Origin of the sequence: Subdoligranulum sp. APC924/74, from assembly GCF_003324125.1 — a bacterium.
Classification (GTDB): Bacteria; Bacillota; Clostridia; order Oscillospirales; family Ruminococcaceae; genus Gemmiger; species Gemmiger qucibialis.
In genome coordinates this window covers 1-3942 of the sequence record NZ_PSQF01000156.1, presented here as the reverse complement: position 1 = coordinate 3942, position 3942 = coordinate 1, and the positions used below count along the sequence as shown (strand labels likewise).

The window sequence follows — 3942 nt, the reverse complement described above, 5'->3', positions numbered from 1 at the left end:
TTTTGGCAACGCAGATGCCGTGCCGCAGCCGCCGGAGCGGTGCTTAAGCCGTAAGGCGGGAATTGTGCGGTGTTGCCTTAAATTTGAAACGTGCTTTGTTTTCAATTCGGAACAGATGGATTCCTTCGCCAGCGGAAAACAACGATCGCGCTCAAATATCATCCGGATGCTGGAACGATGGATGCACTAAAGAAAGCGAATCCGGATGTGTACAGGGATTTGGTGCACGACTTACAAAGAAAATAGGCAAGTGTGTACTAAAGTGTGTACTTGCAAAAGAAAAAGCCGTAGACTCTAACGAATCTACGGCTTTTATTTTGGTCGAGGTGACAGGACTCGAACCTGCGGCCTCGTGGTCCCAAACCACGCGCGCTACCAGCTGCGCAACACCTCGTGAACATTTCTATTATATCTGTTCACGCCGTGTGCGTCAAGTGCTAAATTTGGGAGATGACGAAGAAGAGGCGGCAGGTGCGCACAATATGCACTCCTGCGGTCTCAATAAGTGCAAGTGTTTTTTGCTGAAACAATAACCCGTTTACACATTCCCCTTGCCGATGCCCCATTTTTTGAAATACCGGCCCATGCTCTTCAACTGCATTTTGAACTTGCCTGCGTCCCGCATGGGGTCGCGGTGCCAGGCGTGGGTGGCGGTGAACTGCGGCAGCAGGTAGACAAGCCCTTGGCGCAGAGCACGCTGGGTCAGGTCGGCATCCTCCACATACATAAAGTATTCGGGGTCAAAACCGCCGATGGTTTTGAACACATCGGTGCGGATGGCGGCAAAGCTGCCGGTGCAAAACTCAATGGGGCGGGGGATCGTCAGGTCCTCATCCTGCATGGTGTAATGTTCGTCAGCTTTTTGCATCACACCGCCAAACCGCGGGGCCAGCTGGCGGGCCAGCAGCAGCCACGGGGTGGGCTTGCGGCGCGGCAGGTTCTGGATGCGCCCATCCGGAAAATAGAGCTGCGGCGTGGCCATCACAACGCCGGGGTGGTCCAGCAGCCACTGCGCCATCTGGGGCAGGATGTCATCGTGAATGATCACATCCGGGTTCAGGATAAAGTGTACATCGCTGGTCAGGCGGTCCATAATGCTGTTGTGGCCCTTGCCGAAGCCGAGGTTCTTGGGCAGGCAGATCACCTGCACGCGTACATCGCCAAAATCTGTCTGCGCCAGGCGGGGGCCGCAGCCGTCAGGGCTGGCGTTATCCACCACATACAGGGCAAAGTCATCGCCGGGGGTGTTGGCCAGCGCGCTGCGCACGGCAGCGCACACTTCATCATAATCACAGTATGCCACAATACAGGCACTGATCTTCGGCATACGACCTCCTCAGGTGCGGGGCGGGTCCACCACGGCTTCCAGATCATCCAGGTCATAGGGGGTGTTCTGGTAGACATAGTAGTTCAGCCAGTTGGTATACAGCAGGTGCGCATGGGCACGCCAGCGGAAAATGGGGTCCTTGTTGGGGTCATCGTCCGGGTAATAGTTGACCGGCACATGAATTTTCTTGCCCGCCTTTACATCGCGGCGGTACTCGGCATCCAAAGTGTACTTGTCGTATTCCGGGTGGCCGATGACAAAAATCTGGCGGCCGGACTCAGTGGAAAGCAGCATGGGGCCGGCAACATCGCTTTCGGCCAGCATGCGCAGCTCCGGGGCGGCATCAATATCGGCGCGGTTCAGCCCGGCCCAGCGGCTGTGCGGGGCATAGAATATTTCGTCAAAGCCGCGCACCAGCGGGTTGGAGGGCCGCACCACGCGGTGCTCGAACACGCCGAACATTTTTTCTGGCAGGTGTACCTTGCGCACGCCGAAGTGGTAATACAGCCCGGCCAGCGCACCCCAGCACAGATGAATGGTGGAATATACGTTTTCGCGGCTGTAATCCATGATCTCGCACAGCTCGTTCCAGTAGTCCACATCCTCATAGTCCAGGTCTTCAATGGGGGCACCGGTGATGATCATACCGTCAAAGCGCTCATTGCGCACCGCATCAAAGGTTTTATAAAACGCCTTCATGTGCTCCTGCGGGGTGTGGGTGGTATCATGGGTCTTGGTCTGCAAAAAGGTCAGCTGCACCTGCAGGGGGCTGTTGGCCAAAAGGCGTGCCAGCTGGGTTTCCGTTACAATTTTGGTGGGCATCAGGTTCAAAATCAGGATGCGCAGGGGACGGATCTGCTGGGTCTGCGCACGCTGCTGGTGCATGACAAACACGTTCTCGCGCGAAAGTTCGCCATAGGCGGGCAGCTCTTTGGGAATGATCAAAGGCATAAACAGTAAACTCCTTAACGGTCAGATCTGGTCAAGTGCCTGGGCAATATCGTGGATCAGGTCGTTCTTATCTTCCAGACCGCAGCTCATGCGCACCAGGTCGGGCTGAACACCGGCGGCAATCAGTTGCTCGTCGTTCATCTGGCGGTGGGTGGAGCTGGCGGGGTGCAGGCAGCAGGTGCGGGCATCGGCCACATGGGTCTCAATGGCGGCAATCTTCAGGTGGCCCATAAAGGCAGCGGCGGCTTCGCGCCCGCCCTTTACGCCAAAGCTGACAACGCCGCAGGAACCATTGGGCAGGTACTTTTCGGCAACAGCATGGTACTTATCGCCCGGCAGGCCGCAGTAGTTCACATAGGCAATCTTCGGGTGGCTGGCCAAAAACTCTGCCACAGCCTGGCCGTTCTCGCAATGGCGGGCCATGCGCACATGCAGGCTTTCCAGGCCAAGGTTGAGCATGTAGGCGTTGATGGGGCTCTGCACGCAGCCAAAGTCACGCATCAGCTGTGCGGTTGCCTTGGTGATGAAAGCGCCCTCCTTGCCAAAGTGCTCGGCATAGGTGATACCGTGGTAGCTGTCATCAGGGGTGCACAAGCCGGGGAACTTATCGGCATGAGCCATCCAGTCGAACTTGCCGCCGTCCACAATGGCACCGCCCAGGGTTGCGCCGTGGCCGTCCATGTACTTGGTGGTGGAATGGGTCACGATATCGGCACCCCATTCAATGGGGCGGCAGTTGACGGGGGTGGCAAAGGTGTTATCCACAATCAGCGGCACACCGTGGGCGTGGGCTGCATTGGCAAACTTTTCAATATCCAGCACCGTCAGGGCGGGGTTGGCAATGGTTTCGCCAAAGACAGCCTTGGTGTTGGGCTGGAACGCGGCGTTCAGCTCTTCCTCGGTACAGTCAGGCGAGACAAAGGTGGCGGTAATGCCCATCTTTGCCATGGTGACGGAGATCAGGTTGAAGGTGCCGCCGTAAATGGAGCTGGAAGAAACGATGTGGTCGCCCGCGTTGCAGATGTTGAACAGGGCAAAGAAGTTGGCTGCCTGGCCGGAACCGGTCAGCATACCGGCGGTGCCGCCCTCCAGTTCGGTAATCTTGGCAGCGACGGTATCGCAGGTGGGGTTTTGCAGGCGGGAATAAAAATAACCGCTGGCCTGCAGGTCGAACAGCTTGCCCATATCGTCGGAGCTATCATATTTGAAAGTGGTGCTCTGCACAATGGGAATCTGGCGGGGTTCGCCGTTGCCGGGGGTATAGCCGCCCTGTACGCACAAGGTATTGATGCTGTATTTGCTGGACTGATCCATGATCTTACTTCCTTTCCGCAAAAGCGGTAATATTTAATCTTATTGTAAAGGTTTTGGTGGGTAAAATCAAGGGCGGCGGGGGATAGTTGCCATAAAACAGGAAAGGAACACAAAAATGCCGCCTGATTTGCGGCAGGCGGCGGGGAAGTTTGGGAAAATGCATGGTGTGTGGGGGAGATTGTTTTTTTGAAAGCAAGCAATGCAACAAGGCCCATCCAGAGGGACGATGCAAGCATCGTCCCCTACAAATTGCTGGAGGCGTTGCAGAAATTTAGGGCAATACCGCATAATTCTAAGTGCCGATACGGCGAGCGAGGTGCGGCAGCTGCTAAGCCAAAAGCGCAGATAAT

Annotated in this window: 4 protein-coding genes and 1 tRNA gene; 1 reads left to right on the top strand and 4 read right to left on the bottom strand. The window is 56.3% G+C overall.

The genetic code is table 11. From position 1 onward, the window contains the following. On the top strand, positions 1-190 hold a 190-nt coding region (locus tag C4885_RS16860; protein WP_207657612.1), incomplete at its 5' end, for a hypothetical protein. Positions 191-318: 128 nt separating this feature from the next. Here the strand turns inward: C4885_RS16860 and C4885_RS15705 are convergent. The 4 genes from C4885_RS15705 to C4885_RS15690 all read right to left on the bottom strand — a co-directional run bounded on the left by C4885_RS15705 (position 319) and on the right by C4885_RS15690 (position 3592). Further along, positions 319-394 (bottom strand) — tRNA-Pro (locus C4885_RS15705). A 144-nt stretch (positions 395-538) separates the two neighbouring features. Next, the gene (locus C4885_RS15700) at positions 539-1327 is read right to left on the bottom strand and encodes a glycosyltransferase family 2 protein (protein ID WP_114001231.1); all 789 of its coding nucleotides are present in this window, start codon (positions 1325-1327) and stop codon (positions 539-541) included. Positions 1328-1336: 9 nt separating this feature from the next. Continuing rightward, the gene (metA, locus tag C4885_RS15695; RefSeq protein ID WP_114001230.1) at positions 1337-2278 is read right to left on the bottom strand and encodes a homoserine O-succinyltransferase; all 942 of its coding nucleotides are present in this window, start codon (positions 2276-2278) and stop codon (positions 1337-1339) included. 21 nt (positions 2279-2299) lie between these two features. Next, positions 2300-3592 carry an O-acetylhomoserine aminocarboxypropyltransferase/cysteine synthase family protein gene (locus tag C4885_RS15690; protein ID WP_114001229.1) on the bottom strand — a complete coding sequence of 431 codons (1293 nt, stop codon included), beginning with the start codon at positions 3590-3592 and terminating at the stop codon, positions 2300-2302. Positions 3593-3942: the final 350 nt, after the last annotated feature.